At 71.2% G+C, this 24,296-nt stretch carries 19 protein-coding genes, 3 tRNA genes and 1 pseudogene; 13 read left to right on the top strand and 10 right to left on the bottom strand.

Features of this window, described 5'->3' with window-relative positions; translation table 11 throughout:
• Positions 1-236 precede the first annotated feature (236 nt).
• Positions 237-1,019, top strand: a complete 783-nt coding sequence (locus OG747_RS13785) for a sulfite exporter TauE/SafE family protein (protein ID WP_405879617.1) — start codon at positions 237-239, stop codon at positions 1,017-1,019.
• Positions 1,020-1,024: 5 nt separating this feature from the next.
• Here the strand turns inward: OG747_RS13785 and OG747_RS13780 are convergent, their stop codons facing one another.
• A complete protein-coding gene (locus tag OG747_RS13780; RefSeq protein ID WP_405879616.1) occupies positions 1,025-1,642 on the bottom strand; it encodes a class F sortase in 618 nt (205 codons plus the stop codon).
• Between the two features lie 206 nt (positions 1,643-1,848).
• Positions 1,849-2,367, bottom strand: coding sequence for a hypothetical protein (locus OG747_RS13775; protein WP_405879615.1), 519 nt, complete (start codon positions 2,365-2,367; stop codon positions 1,849-1,851).
• Between the two features lie 313 nt (positions 2,368-2,680).
• Here OG747_RS13775 and OG747_RS13770 point away from each other — a divergent pair, with 313 nt between their 5' ends.
• On the top strand, positions 2,681-3,304 hold the full coding sequence (locus OG747_RS13770; protein WP_405879614.1) for an NADPH-dependent FMN reductase: 624 nt from the start codon (positions 2,681-2,683) through the stop codon (positions 3,302-3,304).
• Between the two features lie 368 nt (positions 3,305-3,672).
• Here the strand turns inward: OG747_RS13770 and OG747_RS13765 are convergent, their stop codons facing one another.
• On the bottom strand, positions 3,673-4,266 hold the full coding sequence (locus OG747_RS13765) for a DinB family protein (RefSeq protein WP_405879613.1): 594 nt from the start codon (positions 4,264-4,266) through the stop codon (positions 3,673-3,675).
• A gap of 139 nt (positions 4,267-4,405) precedes the next feature.
• Between OG747_RS13765 and OG747_RS13760 the strand changes: the two are divergent.
• The 3 genes and pseudogenes from OG747_RS13760 to OG747_RS13750 all read left to right on the top strand — a co-directional run.
• A pseudogene (locus OG747_RS13760) lies at positions 4,406-4,558 on the top strand (LysR family transcriptional regulator); the annotation flags it as partial.
• Between the two features lie 186 nt (positions 4,559-4,744).
• Positions 4,745-5,089, top strand: coding sequence for a divalent-cation tolerance protein CutA (gene cutA, locus OG747_RS13755; RefSeq protein WP_405879612.1), 345 nt, complete (start codon positions 4,745-4,747; stop codon positions 5,087-5,089).
• Positions 5,086-5,496 (top strand): gamma-glutamylcyclotransferase family protein, encoded by a 411-nt coding sequence (locus OG747_RS13750; RefSeq protein ID WP_405879611.1) that lies wholly within the window; start codon positions 5,086-5,088, stop codon positions 5,494-5,496. The genes cutA and OG747_RS13750 overlap by 4 nt, the downstream gene beginning before the upstream one ends.
• A 23-nt stretch (positions 5,497-5,519) precedes the next feature.
• Here the strand turns inward: OG747_RS13750 and OG747_RS13745 are convergent, their stop codons facing one another.
• The 3 genes from OG747_RS13745 to OG747_RS13735 all read right to left on the bottom strand — a co-directional run bounded on the left by OG747_RS13745 (position 5,520) and on the right by OG747_RS13735 (position 10,053).
• On the bottom strand, positions 5,520-7,613 hold the full coding sequence (locus OG747_RS13745; protein ID WP_405879610.1) for an alpha-galactosidase: 2,094 nt from the start codon (positions 7,611-7,613) through the stop codon (positions 5,520-5,522).
• Positions 7,614-7,762: 149 nt separating this feature from the next.
• Positions 7,763-9,337 carry a membrane-associated oxidoreductase gene (locus tag OG747_RS13740; RefSeq protein ID WP_405885532.1) on the bottom strand — a complete coding sequence of 525 codons (1,575 nt, stop codon included), beginning with the start codon at positions 9,335-9,337 and terminating at the stop codon, positions 7,763-7,765.
• An 8-nt stretch (positions 9,338-9,345) separates the two neighbouring features.
• Complete coding sequence (locus tag OG747_RS13735) at positions 9,346-10,053, bottom strand: vancomycin high temperature exclusion protein (protein ID WP_405879609.1); 708 nt, start codon at positions 10,051-10,053, stop codon at positions 9,346-9,348.
• A 367-nt stretch (positions 10,054-10,420) separates the two neighbouring features.
• Here OG747_RS13735 and OG747_RS13730 point away from each other — a divergent pair, with 367 nt between their 5' ends.
• The 5 genes from OG747_RS13730 (at position 10,421) to OG747_RS13710 (ending at position 17,734) form a co-directional block, all read left to right on the top strand.
• A complete protein-coding gene (locus OG747_RS13730) occupies positions 10,421-11,248 on the top strand; it encodes a sirohydrochlorin chelatase (RefSeq protein ID WP_405879608.1) in 828 nt (275 codons plus the stop codon).
• A 62-nt stretch (positions 11,249-11,310) separates the two neighbouring features.
• Entirely contained in the window at positions 11,311-12,753 is a 1,443-nt protein-coding gene (locus OG747_RS13725; protein ID WP_405879607.1) for a deoxyguanosinetriphosphate triphosphohydrolase, read from the top strand.
• A gap of 91 nt (positions 12,754-12,844) precedes the next feature.
• Complete coding sequence (locus OG747_RS13720; protein ID WP_405879606.1) at positions 12,845-14,110, top strand: NAD(P)/FAD-dependent oxidoreductase; 1,266 nt, start codon at positions 12,845-12,847, stop codon at positions 14,108-14,110.
• A gap of 46 nt (positions 14,111-14,156) precedes the next feature.
• Complete coding sequence (dnaG, locus tag OG747_RS13715) at positions 14,157-16,061, top strand: DNA primase (protein WP_405879604.1); 1,905 nt, start codon at positions 14,157-14,159, stop codon at positions 16,059-16,061.
• Between the two features lie 269 nt (positions 16,062-16,330).
• Entirely contained in the window at positions 16,331-17,734 is a 1,404-nt protein-coding gene (locus OG747_RS13710; RefSeq protein ID WP_405879603.1) for an RNA polymerase sigma factor, read from the top strand.
• Between the two features lie 74 nt (positions 17,735-17,808).
• On the opposite strand, the gene OG747_RS13705 is transcribed toward OG747_RS13710, so the two are convergent.
• From OG747_RS13705 to OG747_RS13690, 4 genes are all read right to left on the bottom strand, one after another.
• The gene (locus tag OG747_RS13705; protein ID WP_405879602.1) at positions 17,809-19,788 is read right to left on the bottom strand and encodes an ABC transporter ATP-binding protein; all 1,980 of its coding nucleotides are present in this window, start codon (positions 19,786-19,788) and stop codon (positions 17,809-17,811) included.
• Positions 19,788-21,521: an ABC transporter ATP-binding protein gene (locus OG747_RS13700; protein ID WP_405885531.1), complete on the bottom strand. Its 1,734-nt coding sequence runs from the start codon at positions 21,519-21,521 to the stop codon at positions 19,788-19,790. The genes OG747_RS13705 and OG747_RS13700 overlap by 1 nt, the downstream gene beginning before the upstream one ends.
• A gap of 204 nt (positions 21,522-21,725) precedes the next feature.
• Positions 21,726-23,180 carry an FGGY family carbohydrate kinase gene (locus OG747_RS13695; RefSeq protein WP_405879601.1) on the bottom strand — a complete coding sequence of 485 codons (1,455 nt, stop codon included), beginning with the start codon at positions 23,178-23,180 and terminating at the stop codon, positions 21,726-21,728.
• Between the two features lie 197 nt (positions 23,181-23,377).
• Complete coding sequence (locus OG747_RS13690) at positions 23,378-23,683, bottom strand: YtxH domain-containing protein (protein ID WP_405879600.1); 306 nt, start codon at positions 23,681-23,683, stop codon at positions 23,378-23,380.
• A gap of 145 nt (positions 23,684-23,828) precedes the next feature.
• Between OG747_RS13690 and OG747_RS13685 the strand changes: the two genes are divergently transcribed.
• The 3 genes from OG747_RS13685 to OG747_RS13675 all read left to right on the top strand — a co-directional run bounded on the left by OG747_RS13685 (position 23,829) and on the right by OG747_RS13675 (position 24,218).
• A tRNA-Asn gene (locus OG747_RS13685) sits at positions 23,829-23,901 on the top strand.
• A gap of 5 nt (positions 23,902-23,906) precedes the next feature.
• Positions 23,907-23,979 (top strand) — tRNA-Asn (locus OG747_RS13680).
• Positions 23,980-24,144: 165 nt separating this feature from the next.
• Positions 24,145-24,218, top strand: a tRNA-Ile gene (locus tag OG747_RS13675).
• Positions 24,219-24,296 lie beyond the last annotated feature (78 nt).

Raw genomic sequence — 24,296 nt, 5'->3', positions numbered from 1 at the left:
ACGCTGCCCTCAGCGGGGGATGCGTCCGGTTGTGAGGGTTCGGCGCACGCTCCGACGTGCGCTGTGAGGTACGCCGTGGGGTGGACCGTTGGCTGGGCTGGGCTGGGCTGGGGTGGGGTGGGGTGGGGTGGGCTGAGGTGGGGCGGGGCGGGGCGGGGCGGGGTGAACCTCAGAAGACCCTCAAGGCTCACGGGATTCATGGACGGGGCATCCATCCCGTCCATAGGGTCGCGATCATGCCCGACATATCGCTGACCATCGTCGTTGTGCTCTGCCTCGTCTCCCTCGCGGCGGGCTGGATCGACGCCGTGGTGGGGGGCGGCGGGCTGCTCCTGCTCCCCGCGATGCTGCTCGGGCTGCCGGGCGGCACGCCGACCGCGTACGTGCTCGGGACGAACAAGGCGGTCGGGATCGTCGGGACCACGGGCGCGGCGGTGACCTACGCGCGCAAGGCGCCGGTCGACGTCCGGCTGGCCGTACGGATCGGTCTCGCGGCGCTCGCCGGTTCCACGGCCGGTGCCCTCGTGGCCGCCGGGATGAGTACGGACGTACTGAAGCCGGTGGTCATGGTGGTGCTGCTCGGCGTCGGGACCTTCGTGATGCTGCGACCCGCCTTCGGTACGGCGCCCTCGGCCGAGCCCGTCTCCCCGCGCCGCGTGCTCGCCGCGATCGGACTCGCGGGGCTCGGCATCGGCTTCTACGACGGGCTCATCGGCCCCGGCACGGGTACGTTCCTCGTCCTCGCCCTCACCGCGCTGCTCCACCTCGACCTGGTGACCGCCTCCGCCACCGCCAAGATCGTCAACTGCTGCACCAACGCGGGCGCCCTCGCCACCTTCGCCTGGAAGGGCACGGTGTACTGGCAACTGGCCGCGCTGATGGCCGTGTTCAACCTGGTCGGCGGCACGGTGGGGGCGCGCACCGCACTGAAGAAGGGCAGCGGGTTCGTCCGGGTGGTGCTGCTGACAGTGGTGTTCGCGCTGGTGGCGAATCTGGCGTACCAGGAGTGGATCGCGTAGGCGCGCTAGCGGCTGCCGGTGAGATGGGCGAAGACGACCACGTTCCCCTGGTATCCGGTTGTCCTCGAATAGCCGCCGCCGCAGGTGATGACGCGCAGTTCGGGGCGGGCCGCGGCGCCGTACACCTTCTCGTCGGGGAAGTGGCGGGCGTCGTACACCTCGACGGCGTCGACGGTGAAGAGCGCGGTGCCGCCGTCGCGGCGCCGGACCTCGATGGAGCCGCCCTTCTTGAGGGCGCCGAGGTGGTAGAAGACCGCGGGTCCATCGGCGTTGTCGACGTGTCCGGCGATGACGGCGGTGCCCCTCTCGCCGGGGGTGGTGCCGGCCTCGTACCAGCCGGCGAGGTTCGTCTGTCCGGGGGGCGGGACGTCCAGGCTGCCCTGCGGGGTGAGGCCGAGGCCCATCAGGGGGGCGTTCACGCCGATCGAGGGGATGCGGATGCGTTCGGGCGGGGAGTGCCGGAGCGCGGGGGCGGCCTGTTGGCGTGCGTCGTCCATGCCCGCCTGCGCGGCGGAGGGCTGGGGTGGGGGGTGGCTCGCGGTGCCGTTGTGCACCAGCCAGACGCCGGAGCAGAGGGCGACCACGGTGACGGAGGCTATGGCGGCGTTGCTGACCCGGGGCACGGGAGCCTCCTCTCGGGGTCAGTATGTGGTTGTGGTTCCGGCTGTGGCTGTGTTTGCGGTCTTTGTCGGCATCGGCGTCGGCGTTGGGGTCGGCGTTGGGGTCGGGTTTGGGGTGGGTCCCCTTCCCCCTCCGGGCCGCGAGGGGTGTCGGGCCGCGGAGGGGGAGGGGACGGCGGTACCGGCGGACGGACAGCGGAGGGTGTCCGTCAGATCCCGTCGCCTCTCGCCCGGCGATGCAGGAGCCAGGTACCGCCCGCGGCGGCGACGGCCAGGGCCGCCACTCCCGCCGCGGTCTGCACGGGGTCGGGGCCGAGCGCGCCGCCGACCCCCGTGTCCACATGTCCGCGCGGCTGGATCTGGTCGCGCGTCGCGGTCAGGTTCACCGTCAGATCGCCGGTGACCTGCCGGCCGTGGGAGCACTTCGCGACGATCTCGTACGTCCCCGGCTGCGCGCTCGGCGGCACCCGGAACTGGCCGATCGCGTCCTGCTCGTGCGCGCTGGCGGCGAGCATGAAGATGCCCGCGCCGACCGCGCTGGCGTCGCCCGTCGCGGTGCCGTCCGCGCCGCACGCCGCCGTGTTCACGGTGACGTCGGCCCCCGGGATGACGGCGGAGGGGAACACCTCCAGGCTGCCCGTGGCCCCTCCGTACGCGGGCGCGGCGGCGAGGCCCGCGGCGGCGACGGCGAGCGCGGTACAAGTCAGCAGACGAGCTGTGCGTCGCATGGCAGTGCTCCTCCGAGGGGGCGCGGCCCGCGGCACCCCCAAGTGCCGCTGCGTCGGTCGTACCCCTGCCCTTCCGAGGTAAGTGGCACTCGGCCGCGCGCGCTTCCTGAGGGGGCGTCAGAAGTACGGTGAACGGGTGTCGGACGGGGCGCGTGACGGGACGGTTGCGGTGTCATTCCAGCAGGTCATCGGCGTAGGGCTGGCGTATCGTGGAAAAGACCCGGAAGGGCGGCGGCAGGGGTGTGAACGGGTGACCGGGGCGGATCGGGGGAGCCTTGACCTCAAGGAAGGTTGAGGTACCAGGCTGTGCGTCATGAAGACAGCTGCCGCTACCCCAACAGCCCCTGATGTCCCCGAAACCGCTGATGACGCCGTACGGGTCGCCGTCGTCGTCGGCAGCAACCGCGAGGGCCGCTTCGGTCCCGTGGTCGCCGACTGGCTGCTGAGCCTGATCCGGGAGCACGACGACCTGGTGGTGGAGGTCGTGGACGTCGCCGACATTTCGCTGCCCACCACCCTGTCCCCGACTCCGGAGGCGACCGCCGCGCTCGCCGGTGTCACCCCGAAGCTGGCGGCCGCCGACGCGTTCGTCGTCCTCACCCCCGAGTACAACCACTCCTACCCCGCCGGCCTCAAGAACCTGATCGACTGGCACTACACCGAGTGGCGCGCCAAGCCCGTCGCCCTCGTCTCCTACGGCGGCCTCGCCGGAGGCCTGCGCGCCGTCGAACACCTCCGTCAGGTCTTCGCCGAACTCCATGCCGTGACCGTCCGCGACACGGTCTCCTTCCACGGCGCGAGCGCCGCCTTCGACGACGCCGGCCGCCTCAAGGACCCCTCGGCCCCGGACGCGGCGGCGAAGGTGATGCTCGACCAGGTGGTGTGGTGGGGACGGGCGCTACGGGAGGCGAGGGAGAGGCGGCCGTACGGCGGGTGAACGCGGTCGGCCGTCCCCGCGGCTCGATATGTGTCCGCGTGAGGCGTCCGTGGATGACATGTTCGGGCGCGGGCTACTGATCGTCGGCGCGGTCGCCGACCGCTGGGGCGTGCGCGAACTGACCGTCGGTAAGTCGGTCTGGTGCGAGCTGGATGTCGTACCCGGTCCGGAGGGCCCACCTCCGTCGCTTGTTCAAACTCCGGTTTGAATCTGGTGCCTGCTGCCCCGTCTCAAATGATCTGGCCCCGGCCCGGACCTATGACCTGCGGCGGCCAGATCAGTTGAGACGTGGGGATGCCGGGGATCTCGGTTGATCTGGCCCTGGGCGAGTGGATGCCGATCGTCGTCTGACTCGGTCTGGTGTGAAGTTACGCGTCTCGGTCGGCTTCCTGAGCCGTACGCTCCAGCCGGCTTCGATGGTTCTCCCACCACGCCGAGTCGCCCGGCGGCATGCTGTCGTTGTTCTTGTTCATCCCGACGGCACCGTCCATGAGTTCCCGGAGGATATCGGCGTGCCCGGCGTGCCGGTGTGTATCAGCGATCACTCGCACTACGGCATGATGCAACGTCACCTCGTCCCTGCCGCTTGGCCACCACGGCACCGTGCCGATCGTGTCCAGCGCCAGCGCGTCGATCGTCGCGTCCGAGTGCGCCCACGTCCGGCGGTAAAGCTCCACGATGTGCTCGCGTGACTCGTCGGCGGTGGCCCACATGTCCGCGTTGGGCTCAGCACCGTCTTCGAGCCAGGGCAGCGGCTCGCCGGACGGCCGTCCGAAGGTGTCGCCGAGGTAGCCCAGTTCCGCGCCGGCCACGTGTTTCACCAGGCCCAGGAGGTTGGTGCCGGTCGGTGTCAGCGGGCGGCGGATGTCGTACTCCGCGAGCCCTTCGAGCTTCCACAGCAGGGCATCACGGGCGGACTGCAGGTAAAAGTGAAGGTCGGCCTTGGGATCCGATTCGTTCATGGCGCCAAGTCTGCCGCTCGCGCGATCTTTGTTCACCGGGATTCCCGGAGGATGCCGCGGCCTTCAGGCTGGGGAAGAATGTGGTTTCCCGCGGAGCGGGGCAGGAGAAGCCGGAATCGTCGCCGGGTGATCCGGCAGCCTCCGCCCCGACCTCACCACGGTGCCTCTGGAGGGCGTCGAGCCGAGCCATGTCGTCCTGGCGACCCGCGCCGACGACCACAGCCGCCTCGTGGCGGCCTTCCGTAAGTCCGCCCAGACCCACCTCACGGGTTCTCCCCGGCCCCACCCCTGACGCACCGGGGAGCACCCCGCCGGGGCGGCTCAGTTCACGGACACGGCGGACCAGGCCGTCGCCACCGCGTTGTCGGTCTCCTCGGGGAGGCGCGCTCAGGCGCGTGGGGGGGCGCTGATATCCCCTCAGATTCAGGTGTGGAGAGAATCGCTTCCGCACCCTCACGAATGGGAGACGATCATGGAGATGGCGGCCGAGACGGCCACCGGGGCCACCACCTGGTTGACCGTGCTGACCACGACCGACGCCCCCGAGAAGGCGGAGGCGCTCGCGCGTGGCGCGGTGGAGGCGCGGGCCGCGGCGTGCGCGCAGGTCGCCGGGCCGGTGACGTCCGTCTACCGGTGGAAGGGGGCGGTGGAGACGGCGAGCGAGTGGCAGGTGCTGTTCAAGACGACGGGCGCACGGTACGACGCGCTGGAGGCGTATCTCCTCGACGCGCACGACTACGACACTCCCGAGATCATCGCGACGCCCGTCGCCCGGGGGAGCGCGGACTACCTGCGATGGGTGGCGGAGGAGACCGCCGAGTGAGACTTCCCTTCTTCGTCTACGGCACCCTGCGCCCGGGCGAGCACAACCACGACCTCTTCCTCCGCGGACGTACGGAGTCGGAGGGGCCCGGACGGATGCGGGGGATCGTGCTGTACAAAGGGCCCGGGTATCCGTACGCCGTCGAAGAGCCCGGAGGTGTCGTGTGCGGGGAGCTGGTCACCGCGCTCCCGGTGGCGTACGGGGAGCTGCTCGGCGCGCTCGACCGGCTGGAGGAGTACGTGCCGGGCGACCCCCGCAACCTGTACGAGCGGGTCGCGCGGGACGTGACCCGCGCGGACGGCACGGCCGTACGGGCCTGGGTGTACGTGGCGGCCCCCGCCGTCGCCGCCCGGCTGCGGACCCGCGGCACGCTCATCGCGGGCGGGGACTGGCGCATCGGCCGCTGAGGCACCGGTCCACTCGTCGACGACTATGGGGCGAGCCGCACCAGCAGCACCGACGGTGCCTCCGGCAGTGTCACACGCAGCGCCGCCCCGTCCCACTCCACCGGGCCCACGGGTGACACAGCCGCCTCGTGCAGGATGTCAACCTCGACCTCCCGTCCCGCCAAGTTCCCAACAGGCAGGGCGACTTCCGGATCGCCCCCCGCCCTCCGCCATACCAGCACATACGTGGTGTCGAGGAACGGGACCCGCATCCCCAGCGCCACCACCGCGTCCCCCCACCCCGGGAGCCCCAGTGGCCAGAACGGCACCGACCGGCACAGGTCGCTCCGGATGCCCTTGTACGTCAGCAACGCATCGCGCACGAGGTCGAGTTGACGGGACGTCATACGGTCCAGATGCCCGGAGAGATGGACCCGTCCCAGCAACGCGGTACCGAGCGTGAAGGCGATCTCCTCGTCCGTGAACTCCGGTTGCGGGTACGCCCACACGGCCCCCTGTTCCGGCGGCACCGCCGTCGGCGCGGCGGCCGCGATCGGCGGGTAGCGCAGCATGTCCTGCTGGTCGGAGGTGGACTGGAGCTGGGTCACGGCGAGGGAGGCGCCGTCCATGCGCAGGCCGCCCGACCCGCAGTTCTCCACGACCAGGCCCGGGTGGCGGTCCAGGACGGCCGAGAGCCAGGACAGCCAGGCGCGCGTGTGGGCGAGGAGCCCCGGCGCCGAGGTGGTGATGTTGTAGTCGAGCTTGAGATAGCCCACGCCCCAGTCACCGACGATCCGGTCGACCGTGCGGTCGAGGTGCGCGCGGGCGTCCGGATGTGTCAGGTCCAGCTGGTGGCGGCCCTGTTCGGTGACGCGTACCCCGCCCTCGTGGCGCAGAAAGGCCTCGTCCGGCAGTTCGGCCGCGAGCGGACTGCGGACGCCGACCACCTCCGGCTCCAGCCACAGCCCCGGCACCATCCCGCGCTCCCGGATGCGGTCGAGCACGGCTTCGAGGCCGCCGGGGCCGGGGAAGCGCCGCGCCGACGGCAGCCAGGCGCCGACACTGTCCCACCAGCCCCCGCCCCTGCCCTCGCCCCTGCCCGCGCCCTCGTCGTCGTACCACCCGGCGTCGACACAGAAGTACTCCGCACCCGCCTCGGCCGCCGCGTCGATCAGCGGCAGCAGCTTCTCGGTGCTCGGGTCGCCCATGAGGGTGTTCATGTAGTCGTTGAAGACGACGGGGAGCCGGTCGTGGTCGGGGTGTGGGCGGCGGACGAGGCGGCGGTAGGCGGTCAGCGCGGCCAGTGCTCCGTCGAAGCCGTCGCCGAGTGCGATCGCCGCGTACTCGGAGGTGAACTCGGCCCCCGGGTCGAGGACGTGACGCCACTGGTGGTCGTCCGCCGTGGGGCCGCTCAGCGAAAGGTATGTGTGGTGGTCCGCCTCGCCCGCCTCCCACAGCCAGCTCGCGGCGGACTCGATCTGCCAGAGCCAGCAACGCCCTTCCCCGCGGTCGGTGAGCGCGCCCATCGCGAGGTGCCCGTCGGTCGGCCAGCTGCCGCGCCCGGCGAGCCGGGGCCCGGCCCGCCCGTCATGCCCGTGGAAGGCACGGCCGACGTCGGGCACCGATTCCCGTAACTCCTCGGCGTACCAACGGCATTCGGCGAGCCAGTCGTTGCGCGCCCGGTGCACGTCGAGCACGTCCGGCGAGGGCAGCGCGCCCAGCAGCAGACTGCTGACGGAGCGCACGGTCAGGGGCGCGTCGCCGTCGTTGCGCAACCGGACGCGGGTGCGCAGCACGGGCACGGCGTCCGGTGAGGAGTACTCGACGAAGACCGTCAACCCGGATGCCGGATCGCGGAGTTGGACGGTGAGGTGGTGCCAGCCGTCGCCGTACGCCGCGTGGTGGGCGCGGTGCGCCAGGCGCTGCCCGAGGGCCGTACCCGTGAAGCGCGGCCCGGACCAGCCGGTGCCCTGCCCCAGGAGGGTCACGTCGACGAGCGGCAGCGCGGCCTCGGCGTTCGTCTTGAACTCCGCGTCGTCGGGCCGGGCCAGCCGGACCAGCCGGGGTGTGCGGCTGTTCAGATCGAAGTCGGCGGTGAGTGCGGAATGGCCCCAGCGGTAGCTGTACTCCTGCGTCACGCGATCCCCCGCCGACGAGTGGTCCCGAACTGGTCCTGCGCCCAGCGGTGACTCGGGCCATGCTAATGCCCGGGGCACCTGCCAACGGGGGTGTTTCCAGGAGGCGTGCGGTGAGGCGCGTGTGAGGCGTGCGGTGAGGCGCCCGTCGGTTATTGGCGGTTCAGGGAGCGTGTGACGCCCGCCGCGATCGTCGTGGCCAGAATCCAGCCGGTGGCGATCAGCAGATACGACAGCCACTGGTACCAGCCGCTCGGCGCGAAGGCCGCCTCCTGCCCGAAGTCGATGAGGGGCAGCAGGAGGTCGACGGTGTAGAAGACGGGGTTGAAGTCGGGCGCCTCGGCGGGTTTCAGGGCATGCGGAGGGTGCAGCGCGAAGGTGGTGGCGCCGGTGCACAGCAGCAACAGCAGCCAGCCGGCCGCGCGCATCGGCCGGAAGCCGTAGCCGACGGTCACGTCCTGCAGCCGGCCCCAGAATCTGGCGTAGCGGGGGAGTGTGCGGCGGTGCCGGCGGAGTTTGGCCAGCTGGACCGTGCGCGCGGCGGCGTCGTCGCCCGCGGTGCGGTACGCGGTGGCCAACTGCTCGTAGGCGTACGGGAGATAGCCGTCCTCCTCGCGTTCCAGCAGCGGTAGCCGCTGCTCGACGGGCAGCCGCGGGGCGAGGGTGCGATAGCTGAGGCCGTCGAGCCGGACGCCGTCGGGCCACACCCCCGGAGGCACATGCAGGAGGTCCAGCTGGGAGCGGCGCAGGTTCACGGTGCCCACGATCGGTGCGGCCCCGCTCAGCCACAGCTCGCCGATCACACAGCTGCTGGCGCGCAGGGCCTGACCGCCGGGGTGGGACAGCCGGACGGAGGTCAGATCGAGCTGGCGGGGAATCCTGGCCCCGCTGAGGTTGACCCGGCCCCGGACGCGCAGCCGCCTGGCCCGCAGGTCGGTGCCGACCGCGAGGGTCTCGGCGTGCAGGGCGGTCTCACCGGGCGGCGCGTACAGCTCGGCGTCGTCCAGGTTCAGCAGCCCGCCGACCGTGGCCCCGTTCAGCCGTACCTGGCCGTGCGCGACGAGGCCGACGGCCCATACGTCGGTGCCGATGTCCGCGTGATTGAGCTGGAGAACCGGTTCCTCGGGCTCTTCTGTGTCTGGGGCGTCTGGGGCGTTCGGGGTGTCCGGAGTGGCCGGGGCGTCCGGGGTGTCCGGGGCCGTCGGGCGGCCGAGCCGCGCCCCGTTGACGAAGACGGCGCCGGAGATCTTCGCCCCCTGGAGCAGCACCGGGCCGGAGATGCGGCAGCAGCTGAGCCGCAGCACCCCGTCGACGCGCAGGTTTCCCGCCCTGAAGCCGGGCAGCACAGAGTCGCTCAGCACCAGGGCGCGCAGCCGCGCCCCGTACAGCTTCGGAGCCTGTTCGAAGTGGCAGAACCGCAGCTGCACGGCCTGCTCGACCGTCCCGTACCGGAGATCCAGCTGTCCGCTGAGGCGCGCGCCCGTGAGCTTCAGGCCGGCGATCTCCCCGTCGCGCGCCGGTGCGCCGAGCAGCAGCGCCCGCAGCACCTCGGCGCGCACGGTCCGCTCGGGGCCCCAGGATGCGCCGGCCGCGGGGTCGTCGGCGGCGTTCTCACCGGAGGCGGCTCCCTCGCCTCCCTCGCCTCCCTCGCGGAAGTCGACGCCCTCGCCGAGCGGGAAGGCCTCCCAGACGCGGCGTTCCGCGGGCGTCAGATCGGTGGGATCGATGACCGCCCTCACTTGCGCACCGCCGCCAGGGCCCGGGCCACCCCCGGCTCCTTCGGCCCCAGGAACTGCGGATCGGGCTTGAACACCGCGTCCAGCACGGCCTTCCCCGCCGCGAACACCTCGCGCGTACCGCCGTAGTACCAGGTGACGTCGTGGGTCGCGTCGACCCCGATGCCGTACGACCGCACGCCCGCCGCCCGGCACAGCGCGACCGCCCGCCGGATGTGGAAGCCCTGGCTGATCAGCACGGCCTCGTGGACGCCGAAGATCTTCCGGGCCCGTACACAGGAGTCCCAGGTGTCGAACCCGGCGTAGTCGCTGACGATGTGCCGGTCCGGCACCCCGTGCTTCGTCAGATAGGCCCGCATCGCGTCCGGCTCGTCGTAGTCCTTGCGGCTGTTGTCCCCGGTGACGAGGACGACCTCGATCCGCCCGGCCCGGTACAGCTTCGCCGCCGCGTCCAGCCGGTGCGCGAGGTACGGGGACGGCTCGCCGTTCCACAGCCCGGCCCCGAACACCACCGCGACCTCGGTGCGGGGGGCGTCCGCCGTCGTGCGCAGCCGGTCGGCCGTGCTCACGTACAGCCAGGTCGCCGGAAGCAGCGCCAGCACGCACAGCAGCATGATCGCCTGCACGGCGCGCCGCTGCCCGGTGCGGGTGCGCGGCAGGCGGGGCAGCCGTGGTCTGAGGATCCTCGGGTGCGGCAGGCGCGGCATGGTTGTTCGTCCCCCCGGTGACGTCGGCTCGCGTGGGTGCTCGCGTAGGTATTCGACAGATGGGGACGCAGCGTAAGCCCGTTCGGTTCGCGCGGTTACCGTGACCGGGCTCACTCGGCGCGAAGGAGCCGCAGGTGGGAGGCGCTCACACCGGCACCGTTCCGTACCGTGAACCCCCGGAAAACACCCGTCATGCCCGTGCAACGGTCCGGCAACCTGCTGCCGCCAGGATCAGTCCATGACGGCGTCGAACCCCTCTCCCGACGAGTCCAAGCCCCTCGCCCACTCTCGGCTTCGCTCGAGCGGGGGGACCCCCACCGGCGGCCAGCCACTCCGTGGCGCCCACCTCGACAGTACGGCGCAACTCATGAACGCGATCACCAGCCAGCTCGGCAGCCAGCTCAGCCTCGTGTCGCTCAACGGCACTCGCCGCCCGCCGCCGCCGCTACTCGTCCTCGTCGCGCACGGCAGCCGCGACCCGCGCGCGCTGAGCACCGTACGTACCCTGATCGAACGCGTCCGCGAGCTGCGTCCGCACCTGTCCGTGCACCTCGGCCACATCGAGCTCAACGAACCGCTGCTGGCCGACACGCTCGCCTCCCTCGACCACCCCAAGGACGGCGCCGTCGGTGCCGTTCTCGTACCGCTGCTGCTCAGCCGCGGCTACCACGTCAAGCGGGACATCCCCGAGGCCGCGGCCGCCGTACCGGGCCTGCGGGCCCGTGTCGCCGCGCCCCTCGGCCCGCACCCCCTCCTCGTCGAGACGCTGTACGAGCGGCTCGTCGAGGCCGGCTGGCGGACCGGGACGAGCGCCGCGGCCCGGCGCGGCGACGGTGTCGTGCTCGCCGCCGCGGGCTCGCGCGACCCGGAATCGATCGTCGACACCCGCCGCACCGCCCAGCTGCTGGCCGAACGCCTCGGCGTGCCCGTCGTCCCCGCGTACGCCTCCGCCGCCGCGCCCACCGTCGCCGCCGCCGTGCGCGCCCTGGCCGCTCGCGGCCGCCACCGCATCGCCGTCGCCTCCTACTTCACCGCGCCCGGCCGCTTCGCCACCGAATGCGCCGCGGCCGCCCCCTGGATCGCCGCCGCCCCGCTGGGCACCCACGCCGCGATGGCCCGTCTGGTCCTGCACCGTTACGACCAGGCCGTCGCGACCCCCGAACCGGCCCCCGAACGCGAGCTGGCCTCGGCCTGAACCACGCCTCCCCGCGGTAGGCCGCGCCCCGTTTGTCACCGGCTGCGTTTACTGTCGGGTGCATGGACGGCACTGCACCGAAGGCACCGAACGCACCGAACGCATCGGCGACATCGACGACATCGGCGACATATGAGGGCCACGCCACGCTCACCGCGTCCGGGGCGTCCGGGGCGTCCGGGGCGTCCGGGGCGTCCGGGGCGTCCGGGGCGTACGAGGCGTACGACGAGTCGTCCGTCGAGCGCTGGGCCGTCGAGCCCGACAAACGCCCCGGCCGCACCGCCTTCCAGCGCGACCGCGCGCGCGTGCTGCACTCCGCCGCGCTGCGCCGCCTCGCGGGCAAGACCCAGGTCGTCACCCCGGGCACCCGCAGCCAGGCCTGGGACGCCAGCCCCCGCACCCGGCTGACGCACTCCCTGGAGTGCGCCCAGGTCGGCCGCGAGCTGGGCGCCGCCCTAGGCTGCGACCCCGACCTCGTCGAGGCGGCCTGCCTCTCCCACGACCTCGGCCACCCGCCCTTCGGGCACAACGGCGAACAGGCGCTGAACGAGTTCGCGGAGGACTGCGGGGGCTTCGAGGGCAACGCGCAGTCGCTGCGCCTGCTGACGAGGATCGAGCCCAAGCGCTTCATGCGCAGCGACGAGACCGGCGAACTCGTCAGCGTCGGGCTCAACCTCACCCGCGCCGCCCTCGACGCCGCCACCAAGTACCCCTGGCCGCGCGGCGCCCACCCCACCGCCCCCGGCTCGCGGAAGTTCGGGGTCTACGAGGACGACCGGCCGGTCTTCGACTGGGTCCGCAAGGGCGCCCCCGGCAGCCGTACGTGCTTCGAGGCCCAGGTCATGGACTGGTCCGACGACGTGGCGTACTCGGTGCACGACGTCGAGGACGGCCTGCACGCCGGACACATCGACCCGGGCTGCCTGCACGCCGAACCGGAACGCCAGGAGATCTTCAAGGTCGCCATCGGGCGGTACGTGCCCGCCGACACCGACCCCGCCGAGCTCGCCGAGGCCCTCGACCGGCTCCTGGAGCAGGAGTGGTGGCCGCACGGGTACGACGGATCGGCCGTCGCGCAGGCCCGGTTGAAGGACGCCACCAGCCAGCTCATCGGACGCTTCTGCCTGGCCGCCGAGGGCGCCACCCGCGCGCGGTACGGCGCCGGGCGGCTCACCCGGTACGCGGCGGAGCTGGTCGTCCCGCGCGCCGCCCGCCACGAGTGCGCCGTCCTCAAGGCGGTCGCCGACCGGTACGTCATGCAGCGCGCCGAGCAGGAGCGGCTGCGCGCCGATCAGCGGATCGTCGTCGCCGAGCTCGCCGAGGCGCTCACCGCGCGCGCCCCCGACGGCCTGGACCCGCAGTTCCGGGCGCTGTTCGACGAGGCCGGGGACGACCGCGCGCGCAAGCGGGTGATCGTCGACCAGATTGCCTCGCTCACCGACGCCTCGGCACGTTCACTGCACCTCAGGCTCACCACCCGCCCCACAGGCGGCGGCGGAGGGTGACCCTGCGTGGCCTGATCGGGCCACACCCTCTTCCCGCATCACGCTGCGTGCGGGACGCTCGCTTGGCGACAACGTTACGAGGAGGCATCAAGTGGTCGACGCGGATCAGACATTCGTCATCGTCGGAGGTGGCCTGGCCGGCGCCAAGGCGGCCGAGACGCTCCGAGCGGAGGGTTTCACCGGCCGCGTGATACTGATCTGCGACGAACGTGACCACCCCTACGAGCGCCCGCCGCTCTCCAAGGGCTATCTCCTCGGCAAGGAGGAGCGCGACAGCGTCTTCGTGCACGAACCCGCCTGGTACGCGCGCAACGACGTGGAGCTGCACCTCGGCCAGACCGTCGACGCGATCGACCGCACGGCGAAGACCGTCCGCTTCGGCGACGACGGCACCCTCGTCCACTACGACAAGCTGCTCCTGGCGACCGGCGCCGAGCCGCGCCGCCTCGACATCCCGGGGACGGACCTCGCGGGCGTCCACCACCTGCGCCGCCTCGCCCACGCCGAACGCCTCAAGGGCGTGCTGGCCGCGCTCGGCCGTGACAACGGGCACCTCGTGATCGCGGGCGGGGGCTGGATCGGCCTGGAGGTCGCTGCGGCGGCCCGCGAGTACGGCGCCGAGGTCACCGTCGTCGAGCACGGGCCGACCCCCCTGCACGCGGTCTTCGGCCCCGAGCTGGGCAACCTCTTCGCCGAGCTGCACCGCGAGCACGGCGTTCGCTTCCGCTTCGGCGTCCGGCTCACCGAGATCGTCGGCCAGGACGGCATGGTGCTGGCCGCCCGTACCGACGACGGCGAGGAGCACCCCGCCCACGACGTCCTGGCGGCCATCGGGGCGGCGCCGCGCATCGGGCTCGCCGAGGCTGCGGGGCTGGAGATCGCCGACCGGGCGCACGGCGGCGGCATCGCGGTCGACGACCGGCTGTGCACCTCCGACCCCGACATCTACGCCGCCGGTGACGTCGCCTCCTTCCCGCACGCCCTCTTCGACACCCGGCTGCGGGTCGAGCACTGGGCCAACGCCCTCAACGGCGGACCGGCGGCGGCCCGCGCGATGCTGGGCCGCGAGATGACGTACGACCGTGTGCCCTATTTCTTCTCGGACCAGTACGACGTCGGGCTCGAGTACTCGGGCTGGGCGCCCCCGGGGACGTACGACGAAGTGGTGATCCGGGGCGACGCGGGCAAGCGTCAGTTCATCGCTTTCTGGGTGAAGGACGGGCGGGTGCTGGCCGGGATGAACGTGAATGTGTGGGACGTCACGGAACCCATCCAGCGGCTGATCCGATCCCGGGCCCAGGTGGACACCGAGGCGCTGGCGGACCCGCACGTCCCGCTGGACAGCCTGGTCCCGTGAGGGACGGCGGCGCCCGACTGTCACACCACCCCCGTAGAATTCACGCGTGGCCGGAAGGATCAACGACGAGGACGTGAAGGCGGTTCGGGACGCGGTCCCGATCGACGCCGTCGTGTCCGAGTACCTCCAGCTGCGCAACGCGGGCGGCGGAAACCTCAAGGGTCTCTGCCCCTTCCACGACGAGAAGTCGCCGTCCTTCCAGGTCAGCCCGAGCAAGGGTCTCTTCCACTGCTTCGGCTGCCAGGAGGGCGGCGACACCATCACGTTCGTGATGAAGGTCGACCACCTCACCTTCTCCGAGTCGGTCGAGCGCCTCGCCGCGCAGGCCGGCATCACGCTCCGCTACGAAGAGGGCGGGTACAACCCCTCCCACCAGCGCGGCGAGCGCATCCGCCTGGTCGAGGCGCACAAGATCGCCGCGCAGTTCTACATCGAACAGCTCGACACCAGCCCCGAGGCCGACACCGGCCGCACGTTCCTCGCCGAGCGCGGCTTCGACCAGGCCGCCGCCGCGCACTTCGGCGTCGGCTACAGCCCCCAGGGCTGGGACCACCTCACCCGCTACCTCCGCGGCAAGGGCTTCACCGACAAGGAACTGCTCCTCTCCGGCCTCTCCCAGGAGGGCCGCCGCGGCCCCATCGACCGCTTCCGCGGCCGCCTGATGTGGCCGATCCGGGACATCGGCGGCGAGGTCGTCGGCTTCGGCGCGCGCAAGCTGTACGAGGCGGACAACGGGCCGAAGTACCTGAACACGCCGGACACCGCGATCTACAAGAAATCCCAGGTCCTGTACGGCATCGACCTCGCCAAGAAGGACATCGCCAAGGCCAGCCGCGCGGTGGTGGTCGAGGGCTACACGGACGTCATGGCCTGCCACCTCGCGGGGATCACCACGGCGATCGCGACCTGCGGTACGGCCTTCGGCGGCGACCACATCAAGATCCTCCGCCGCCTGCTGATGGACAACGGCTCGGCCCGCGTGATCTTCACCTTCGACGGCGACGCGGCCGGCCAGAAGGCGGCCCTGCGCGCCTTCGAGGACGACCAGAAGTTCGCCGCCGAGACGTACATCGCCATCGCGCCGGACGGCATGGACCCCTGCGAGCTCCGCCTCGCGAAGGGCGACGAGGCGGTCGCCGACCTGGTGGAACCCCGCACGCCCCTCTTCGAGTTCGCCCTGCGCCAGATCGTCGCGCGCTACGACCTGGAGACCCCGGCGGGCCGGGCGGCAGCCCTGGACGAGGCAGCGCCCATCGTGGCCCGCATCAAGAACACCGGCGCACAGCACGAGGTCGCCGTGCAGCTCGCGGGCATGCTCGGCATCCTCGACACCCAGTTCGTGGTCAAGCGGGTGGCCCAGCTCGCCCGTTGGGCCCGCGACCGCGGCGGCAAGGGCCCGGCTCCCACGAACGGGCAGCGCCCCCAGCAGACGTACGCCGCCGTCCAGGGCCCCGTCGGCGGCCCGGCGCTCAACCTCCGCAACCCCGTCTACGCCACCGAGCGCGAGCTGCTCAAACTCGCCCTCCAGCGGCCCGAGCTGGTCGCCCCGGCCTTCGACGCGTACGGGATCGACGAGTTCACCGCCCCGCCGTACGCCGCCGTGCGCCTGGCGATCATGGAGGCGGGCGGCGCGGAGTACGGGGTCCCGGACTCCCAGGAGTATCTGGTCCGGGTGCGCGAGGTGGCCCCGGACGACGTGGTCCGCGCCATGGTCACCGAGCTGGCCGTCGAGGCCATCATGCGCAAGACCGTCGACGAGACCTACGCCGGCGATCAGCTCGTCATGGTCCGCCGCCGCGCCGTCGAGCGCCGCATCGTGGACGTCCAGGGCGCCCTGGCCCGCGCCAGCGCCCAGGGCGACCCGGCCCAGCTGGCGGCCGTGCAGAACGAGTTGTGGGTACTCCAGCAGTACGGGCAGGCACTGCGGGAGCGGGGCGCGGAGGCGCTCTGAGGGTGCGGGCGCGGGGCGCGGGGCGCTCCGAGGGTCAGCCCGGCGGCGGCAGTCCACCGCTGCAGCCGCTCGGACTCGACGGGACTGTCGCAGTGGACGGTCACGTGGGTTTCGTAGAGGGAACCGGGCATCGGGCGATCGTGCCAGATCAGGGCACGAACAGGCACTCGAGTTTCCCGCGAGGGTCACCAGGTGGTCACGGACCGGACGCAAAAAGTCACCGCACGCCCCTCGTGGCGGCGATGTGTCGTACTCCACACTGGGTTCCGGTGCCTGAGTCCTCGGAGCGCGGCCGACCCGCACGCGACGGGTTCCCGATCCCCGCCGTTCCGCCAAACGACTTCGGGATGGACCGCGGCGAGGCCGTCGACCCCATCCCCGACGTACCGCTGCCGCACGTCTCAGCAGCGACATTCCTGGAGGTCGCCCCCGTGCAGACCCAGACCCTCACACAGACCGACAACGTCACGGACACGGACACGGACACGGACACGGACAGGGACAGGGATACGGATAGGGATACGGACAGGGATACGGACAGGGACGCCGAGCCCGACGTCGTCGCGGCGCTCTCCCCGCAGAGCCGTGCCGCGCACCACCCCGAAACGGAACCCGAGGAGCGGCCGGAGCCGGACGAGCCGCCGGCCGGCGCCGTCGAGGCCGTCGGGGCCGCCGAGGCCGGGGCCGAAGTCGAGGTCGAGATCGAGGCCGAGGCCCCCGAGCCCGTCGAACTGCCCCGGGGCCGTACCACGGACACCGGTGGCCCCTCCTCCGACCTGTTCCGCCAGTACCTGCGCGAGATCGGCCGCATCCCGCTGCTCACCGCGGCGGAGGAGGTCGAACTCGCCCGCCGGGTCGAGGCCGGCCTCTTCGCCGAGGAGAAGCTCCGCCTCACCCCCGACCTGGACAGCCAACTCGCCCTCGACCTGGACAAACTGGTTGTCATGGGCCGTATGGCCAAGCGGCGTCTCATCGAGGCGAACCTGCGCCTGGTCGTCTCGGTCGCGAAACGCTACGTGGGCCGGGGCCTGACCATGCTCGACCTGGTCCAGGAGGGAAACCTCGGTCTGATCAGGGCGGTTGAGAAGTTCGACTACGCCCGTGGGTACAAGTTCTCCACGTACGCGACCTGGTGGATCCGGCAGGCCATGTCGAGGGCACTGGCGGATCAGGCCCGTACGATCCGAGTCCCGGTCCACGTGGTGGAGTTGATCAACCGGGTAGTGCGCGTCCAGCGGCGGATGCTGCAGGAGCGCGGCTACGAACCGACGCCGGACGAGGTCGCCGCCCATCTCGACCTCCCCGGTGAGCGCGTGAGTGAGGTCCTGCGCCTGGCCCAGGAACCGGTGTCGTTGCACGCGCCGGTGGGCGAGGAGGACGACGTGGCTCTCGGTGACCTGATCGAGGACGGTGACGCGACGTCTCCGGTGGAGTCCGCGGCCTTCCTGCTGCTGAGGGAGCACCTGGAGGCGGTGCTCTCCACGCTCGGCGAGCGTGAACGCAAGGTCGTCCAACTCCGCTACGGCCTGGCTGACGGCCGTCCTCGCACCCTTGAGGAAATTGGCCGCATCTTCGGCGTCACGCGCGAACGCATCCGCCAGATCGAGTCCAAGACCCTGAACAAACTGAGGGACCACGCCTTCGCGGACCAGCTCCGGGGCTATCTGGACTGAGGAACCCTTTCCTTGCGGTAGGGGCGGAGGGGGCGAGGAGAGCCTTGCCTCCGCCGCCCCCACCCGCGTACCCGCTAGTCCACCTCGGCCACCGCCTGGGCGAACTGGGCCTTGTACAGGCGGGCGTACGCCCCGTTCGCCGCGAGCAGCTCCGCATGGGCGCCCTGCTCCACGATCGAGCCGTTCTCCATCACGAGGATGGTGTCGGCGTCGCGGATCGTCGACAGGCGGTGGGCGATGACGAACGACGTCCGGCCGTCCGCCAGTTTCGCCATCGCTTTCTGGATCAGCACCTCCGTACGGGTGTCCACCGAGCTGGTCGCCTCGTCCAGCACCAGGATCACCGGATCGGAAAGGAACGCCCGCGCGATGGTGATCAGCTGCTTCTCACCCGCGCTGACCCCCGTCCCCTCGTCGTCGATGACGGTGTCGTAGCCCTCCGGGAGCGTACGGATGAAACGGTCCGCGTGAGCGGCCCGCGCCGCCTCCTCGATCTCCCCGCGCGTCACGCCCACCCGTCGCCCACCACCACCCTTGCCGGAGGCACTTCGCGCCGCCCCTTCTACTCCAGCCCCGTACGCGATGTTCTCCGCGATCGTGCCGCCGAACAGCCAGGTGTCCTGGAGCACCATCCCGATCCCGGCCCGGAGTTCGTCCCGGGACATCGAGGAGATGTCGACGCCGTCCAGGGTGATCCGGCCGCCGGTGACCTCGTAGAAGCGCATCAGGAGGTTCACCAGGGTCGTCTTGCCGGCGCCGGTCGGGCCGACGATCGCCACCGTTTGGCCCGGCTCCACCTTGAGCGACAGGTCCTCGATGAGCGGCTTCTCGGGGTCGTAGCGGAAGGACACGTTCTCCAGCGCCACCCGTCCGCGCAGCTCGTCGGGGCGTGCCGCCGGCACCGGGTCGGCCGCCTGCTCCTCCGCGTCGAGGAGTTCGAAGACGCGCTCCGCCGACGCGATACCCGACTGCACCAGGTTCGCCATCGACGCCACCTGCGTCAGCGGCATCGAGAACTGGCGGGAGTACTGGATGAAGGCCTGCACGTCGCCGATCGACAGCGAGCCGGACGCGACACGCAGTCCGCCGACCACCGCCACCAGCACGTAGTTCAGGTTCGACACGAACATCATCAGCGGCTGCATGACCCCGCTGTTGAACTGCGCCCTGAACCCGGCCTCGTACAACTTCTCGTTCTGCTCGGCGAACTGCGCCGCCGACTCCTCCTGCCGCCCGAACACCTTCACCAGCGTGTGCCCGGTGTACATCTCCTCGATGTGGGCGTTGAGCTTGCCGGTGGTGCGCCACTGCTGCACGAAGTGCGGCTGCGAGCGCTTGCCGATGCGGGTGGCGACGAAGAAGGAGAGCGGGACCGTGACCAGCGCCACCAGCGCGAGCAGCCACGACACCCAGAACATCATCGCGAGCACGCCGACGATGGTCAGCAGGGAGTTCACCAGCTGGCCCATCGACTGCTGCAGGGTCTGCTGGATGTTGTCGAGGTCGTTCGTGGCGCGGCTGAGCACCTCACCGCGCTGGCGCTTGTCGAAGTACGAGAGGGGCAGGCGCGAGAGCTTCGCCTGCAGGTTCTCGCGCATGCGGTAGACGGTCTTGTTGACGGCCCGGTTCACCAGGCGCGTCGCCACCGCCATCAGCAGGCCGGACAGCAGGAACGTACAGAGCGCGAGCAGGAGTACGTTCCCGACGGCTCCGAAGTCGATGCCCTTGCCGGGGGTGAAGTCGGTCCCCGAGAGCATGTCGGCCATGCCCCCCTCGCCGCGCCTGCGCATGCCGGCGAGGACCTCGGCCTTGGTGGCGCCGGCCGGCATCTGCCGTCCGATGATCCCCGCGAAGACGAGGTCGGTGGCCTTGCCGAGGATCTTCGGTCCGATCACCGAGAGCGTCACGCTCAGGACGACGGCGACGAGCATCCCGTACATTGTGGTGCGTTCGGGTTTGAACTGTGCCAGGAGCCGTTTTCCGGACCCCTTGAAATCCATCGAGTGCTGATCGGGGCCACCCCCGGCCATCATGCGTCCCATGGGACCGGCCATCAGGCAGCCTCCGCTTCCGTCAGCTGGGAGAGCACGATCTCCCGGTAGGTCTCGTTGTCGGCCATGAGCTCGTGGTGACGCCCCGTGCCCACGACCCGGCCCTCGTCGAGAACCACGATCCGGTCGGCTTCCCTGATGGTCGACACCCGCTGGGCGACGATCACCACGGTCGCCTCGGCGGTCTCCTCGGCGAGCGCGCCGCGCAGCGCCGCGTCGGTCGCGTAGTCGAGCGCGGAGAAGGAGTCGTCGAAGAGATAGATCTCGGGGCGCTGGACGAGCGTGCGGGCGATCGCGAGGCGCTGCCGCTGGCCGCCGGAGACGTTGGTGCCGCCCTGTGCGATCGGTGAGTCCAGGCCGTTCTCCAGCCGCTCCACGAAGCCCTTGGCCTGCGCCACCTCCAGCGCGTGCCACAGCTCCTCGTCGGTCGCGTCCGGATTGCCGTACCGGAGGTTGGTGGCGACCGTGCCCGCGAACAGGTACGGCTTCTGCGGGACGAGTCCGACCGTCTTCGCGAGCAGCTTCGGCTCGATGGTCGACACATCCACGCCGTCGACGAGTACCTCTCCGTCGGTGGCGTCGAAGAGCCGGGGCACGAGCCCCAGCAGCGTCGACTTCCCGCTGCCCGTCGACCCGATCACGGCGGTCGTCTCACCCGGCCGCGCCACCAGCTCGATGGCCTTCAGGACCGGCTCCTCGGCGCCCGGGTAGCAAAACCCGGCGCCGCGGAGCTCCAGGTGGCCATGGCGCCGCAGCTCCACGACCGGAGCGGTCGGAGGCACCACGCTGCTCGACGTGTCCAGGACCTCCTGGATGCGCTCGGCACAGACCTCCGCGCGCGGCACCATCATGAACATGAAGGTGGCCATCATCACGGACATCACGATCTGCATGAGGTAGGCGAGGAACGCGGTCAGGTCGCCGATCTGCATACCGCCGCTGTTGATGCGGTGGGCGCCGAACCAGACCACGGCGATCGACGAGAGGTTCACGACGGTCATGACCATCGGGAACATCAGTGCGAGCGTCCGCCCGGTACCCAGCGACACCTCGGTCAGCCGCGCGTTCGCGGCCTCGAAGCGGTCCTTCTCGTAGTCGTCCCGGACGAAGGCGCGGATGACGCGGTTGCCGGTGATCTGCTCGCGCAGCACCCGGTTCACGGTGTCCAGACGCACCTGCATGGTCCGGAACAGCGGGCGCAGCCGGCGCACGATCAGGGTCACTCCGATGCCGAGCACCGGCACCACGGCGATCAGGACCGTGGAGAGCGGCACGTCCAGGCCGAGGGCCAGCACGATGCCGCCCACACACATGATCGGCGCCGACACCAGCAGGGTGAACGTCATCAGGGCGAGCATCTGCACCTGCTGGACGTCATTGGTGGTACGGGTGATGAGGGACGGCGCCCCGAAGTGGCCGACCTCGCGTGCGGAGAAGGACTGCACCCGGTCGAAGACGGCGGCCCGGATGTCCCGGCCGACGGACGACGCCGTACGGGCGCCGTAGTAGACGGCGCCGATGTTGCAGAAGACCTGGACCAGCGAGATCCCGATCATCAGGGCGCCGAAGGACAGGATGTAACCCGTGTCTCCCTTGACGACACCGTTGTCAATGATGTGCGCGTTCAGGGTCGGCAGGTACAGGGTGGCGCAGGTCTGCAGGAACTGCAGGAACACCAGCAGGGCGATGGGTTTCTTGTACGGACTGAGGTAGGCCCGAAGGAGTCGTATGAGCACGCGGCTTCTCTCGGAGTCGTCGACGGCAGTGCGGTCGGTGGTGCACCACCCCCTATCGTCGGACACTCCACCCGTGTTACCTCAACCGATTAATCCAAGAGCGGACCAAGGGCGGACCGAAACCGGACCTTGAGACGTACGCCGTAGTGCCCCTGGCGGACCGTGCCGCACACCCGAACACTCCCTATGCCCCTCTGTGCACCCCTATGCCCGGAACGCACCCGGATGCGTCTGTTCCCGTACGGACACGTACTGCTGGCGTACGGCCTGGCCCACGGCGAGTTCCTCGCCGGGCTCCAGAATCTGTGCGACCGCACCCTGCCAGACGGGTGGCAGCCGGGGGTCGAGGGTGCCCTGCGAGACGCCGAGGGCCCAGGCCGCCTGGCGGGCCGCGCCGAGCGCCGCGTAGTCCGCGGGCTGCGGTACGACGACCTGCGCGCCGAACAGCGCGGGCGCCGCGGCCTGCACGGCCGGCAGCTCGGCGGCCGCCCCGAGCAGGAACACCCGCCGGACGTCCACGCCCCGGCCGCGCAGTACGTCGAGCGCGTCCGCGAGGCCGCACAGCATGCCCTCGAAGGCGGCCCGCGCCAGGTGCTCGGGCCGCATCGACTCGCGCCGCAGCCCGGCGAGGGTGCCCGCGGTGTGCGGCAGATTCGGTGTCCGCTCACCCTCCAGATACGGCAGCAGAACCAGCCCGTGCGCACCCGGCGTGGACTTCATCGCCAGCTCGGACAGGCTCTCCAGGTCGGGCAGGCCGAGGAGTTCGGTGGCGCCGCGCAGGGTCCGTACGGCATTCAGGGTGGTCACCACCGGCAGGTGCAGACCGGTCGCGTCCGCGAGGGAGGTGATCATGCCGGAGGAGTCGACCAGCGCCTCGGTGTGTACGGCCATCACGGACCCGGAGGCGCCGAGGGACACGACCGCATCCCCGAGCCCGATCCCGAGCCCGAAGGCGGCCGCCATGGTCTCTCCGGTCCCCGCGGAGATCAGCAGCCCCTCGGGTGTCGTCCCCGCGGCCTCGGACGGGCCGAGCACCTCGGGCAGCGCGGCCTGGTGGCCGAGCGCCAACTCGACGAGATCCGGCCGGTAGGCGCCGGTCGCCGCCGACCAGTAACCGGTCCCGGAGGCCCCGCCCCGGTCCGTGGTCCGCCTGAGCGGCCGCCCGAGCAGCTGCCACACCAGCCAGTCGTGCGCCTGCAGCAGCGCGGCGGTGCGCAGCGCGGCGTCGGGTTCGGTCCTGTTCAGCCAGCGCAGCTTGGTCACCGGCTGCGCGGCCTGCGGTACGCAGCCCACGGCCTGGGCCCACGCCTCGCGCCCGCCGAGCGCGTCGACGAGATCGGCGGCGGCGACCTGCGCCCGCTTGTCACCGCCGACCATGGCCGGCCGCACCGTGTTGCCCTGCGTGTCCAGCGGGACGAGCGCGTTCTGCTGCGCGGAGACGCCGATGGCCTGCACGCCTTCCAGCAGCCCACCGCCGGCCGCCTCGCCCAGGGACAGCAGCCAGGCCTGCGGATCGACATCGGAAGGACGGCCGCCGCCCTCGGTGTTCTCCAGCGGATGCGGCGCGTACCCCTGCCTGAGCACGGCCCCCGTGTCCGTGTCACAGACGACGATACGAGTGAATTCGGGCGAACTGTCCAACCCGGCGACTATCCCCATGGTGGAAATTCTGCCGTACGGCGGGGCATGACCGCGCCGCGTGGCCCCCGCCGGGGCGGGGGTGCAGGTCGGGCCGCGTGGCGCCGGCCGGAGCCCCGCGCCTCAGCCGTACCCGGGGCTCCGCCCCGGACCCCGGGTGTGTTCTGGGACGGGATGGGACGGGACGGGGCGACTGGGGGTGGCAGGGGCGACAAACGCTATGTGTTGCTGGTGCCCCAGTCGTCCCCGCGGGTGCCGTTGGTGTTGCGTCCGCGCAGGGAGCGGACTCGGTCGGCGACCGAGTCCGGGACGTGGTCGCCCACCTTCTCGCTCACCGTGTGGAACGCCTTGCCCGCGAACTCCCGCCCCTGCTGGGCGGCGGTCTCCGCGGTGTTGCGCACCGCCGGGTTCTGCGCGACCTCGCGCGCGGACTTCTTCAGCTGCTCGTAGCGCTCGCGCCCGGCGCGAGTGCCGAGCACGTAACCCAGGACCAGTCCGGCGACGAATGTGAGCCGGTAGCGCATGACGGCCACCCTTCCCTTGCGTCGACATCGGTGCGGAGGGAACCGATTGGCGGAGCACCCCCCTGCTTGCGCTAATGTATGTGTCGCAGCGAGCGCACGCCCCCTGGCGAATACCCGGGTAGGTGCGTTCGATGCAACGAAGCAATCCTCCGTAGCTCAATTGGCAGAGCAGCCGGCTGTTAACCGGCAGGTTACTGGTTCGAGTCCAGTCGGGGGAGCTCGATCTCCTGTAGCTCAATTGGCAGAGCAGCCGGCTGTTAACCGGCAGGTTACTGGTTCGAGTCCAGTCGGGAGAGCAACGAAAGAGGACCCCTCAGGGGTCCTCTTTCATGTCCGGGGGAACCGCTCGGACCGCGTCGAAGTCCTCATGGTCATGCGATGCCGACCATCCGAAGCAGGAGATCGTATGAGCGGCTATGCTGCGGCAGACGGCGCGCACAAATGTGCGCGACGCGCCGTAAGGGGCGGTAGCTCAGCCGGTTAGAGCAGCGGACTCATAATCCGTCGGCCGTGGGTTCGAGTCCCACCCGCCCCACCGCGCACTACGCGTGCAGAATCGATCTCACCTGCGGAGACGTGACAGCGGCGGTCGCCACGCCGACGCGGCGCCCCC

It is taken from the genome of Streptomyces sp. NBC_01384 (assembly GCF_045040035.1).
Taxonomy (GTDB): domain Bacteria; phylum Actinomycetota; class Actinomycetes; order Streptomycetales; family Streptomycetaceae; genus Streptomyces.
The sequence above is the reverse complement of the archived record's forward strand: the minus strand, read 5'-3'. Positions and strand labels throughout refer to the sequence as shown.

Bases quoted from the DNA above. Each gene is read 5' to 3' on its own strand.
- OG747_RS13735 (WP_405879609.1), bottom strand. From the start codon at position 10,053: ATGCCGCGCCTGCCGCACCCGAGGATCCTCAGACCACGGCTGCCCCGC.
- OG747_RS13785 (WP_405879617.1), top strand. From the start codon at position 237: ATGCCCGACATATCGCTGACCATCGTCGTTGTGCTCTGCCTCGTCTCC.
- OG747_RS13695 (WP_405879601.1), bottom strand. From the start codon at position 23,180: ATGGGGATAGTCGCCGGGTTGGACAGTTCGCCCGAATTCACTCGTATC.
- OG747_RS13765 (WP_405879613.1), bottom strand. From the start codon at position 4,266: ATGAACGAATCGGATCCCAAGGCCGACCTTCACTTTTACCTGCAGTCC.
- cutA (WP_405879612.1), top strand. From the start codon at position 4,745: ATGGCGGCCGAGACGGCCACCGGGGCCACCACCTGGTTGACCGTGCTG.
- OG747_RS13690 (WP_405879600.1), bottom strand. From the start codon at position 23,683: ATGCGCTACCGGCTCACATTCGTCGCCGGACTGGTCCTGGGTTACGTG.
- OG747_RS13725 (WP_405879607.1), top strand. From the start codon at position 11,311: ATGGACGGCACTGCACCGAAGGCACCGAACGCACCGAACGCATCGGCG.
- OG747_RS13705 (WP_405879602.1), bottom strand. From the start codon at position 19,788: ATGGCCGGTCCCATGGGACGCATGATGGCCGGGGGTGGCCCCGATCAG.
- OG747_RS13775 (WP_405879615.1), bottom strand. From the start codon at position 2,367: ATGCGACGCACAGCTCGTCTGCTGACTTGTACCGCGCTCGCCGTCGCC.
- OG747_RS13770 (WP_405879614.1), top strand. From the start codon at position 2,681: ATGAAGACAGCTGCCGCTACCCCAACAGCCCCTGATGTCCCCGAAACC.
- OG747_RS13730 (WP_405879608.1), top strand. From the start codon at position 10,421: ATGAACGCGATCACCAGCCAGCTCGGCAGCCAGCTCAGCCTCGTGTCG.